The 434-nt window shown below is 59.2% G+C and carries 1 protein-coding gene; it reads left to right on the top strand.

Translation table 11 applies throughout. From position 1 onward, the window contains the following. Positions 1 to 106 precede the first annotated feature (106 nt). Positions 107 to 434 (top strand): 2-phospho-L-lactate transferase CofD family protein (locus tag FMN52_RS19685; protein WP_240339552.1); only part of this gene is annotated, 328 nt, incomplete at its 3' end.

Below are 434 nucleotides of genomic sequence, written 5' to 3'. Positions count from 1 at the left end.
GGGCACGGACCCATAAATGAAGACGAAATGGCATGGGTCCGTACCCTAGGCAAGGAGCGAACGCCGTTTTCCGTGACGGCCCGGTTCGCAAAGTTGAGGTCTGGACGTGACTGAACTCACCATTACCCGCGCCGTGCGCATGCCGGACCCGTTCCGGATCGAGCGGTTCCTGTCCAATCCGAAACTGGGTCCCCGTCTGCTGTTCTTCAGTGGCGGTACAGCGCTCAACGGCATTGCACAGCAGCTTAAGCGCTACACGCACAATTCCATCCATCTCGTGACACCGTTCGACAGCGGCGGTAGTTCGCAGGGTTTGCGGCTGGCCTTCAACATGCCGGCAATCGGTGATCTCAGAAGCCGACTGATCGCGCTTGCCGACGAGACGGTTCTCGGTCACCCGGATGTCTTTCGCCTGTTCACGCACCGTTTTGGAA

This window comes from Marinobacter sp. BW6, assembly GCF_008107725.1.
In the GTDB taxonomy this organism is placed as follows: domain Bacteria; phylum Pseudomonadota; class Gammaproteobacteria; order Pseudomonadales; family Oleiphilaceae; genus Marinobacter.
Note: the sequence above shows the minus strand (reverse complement) of the source record. Positions and strands in the feature narration are given on the sequence as shown.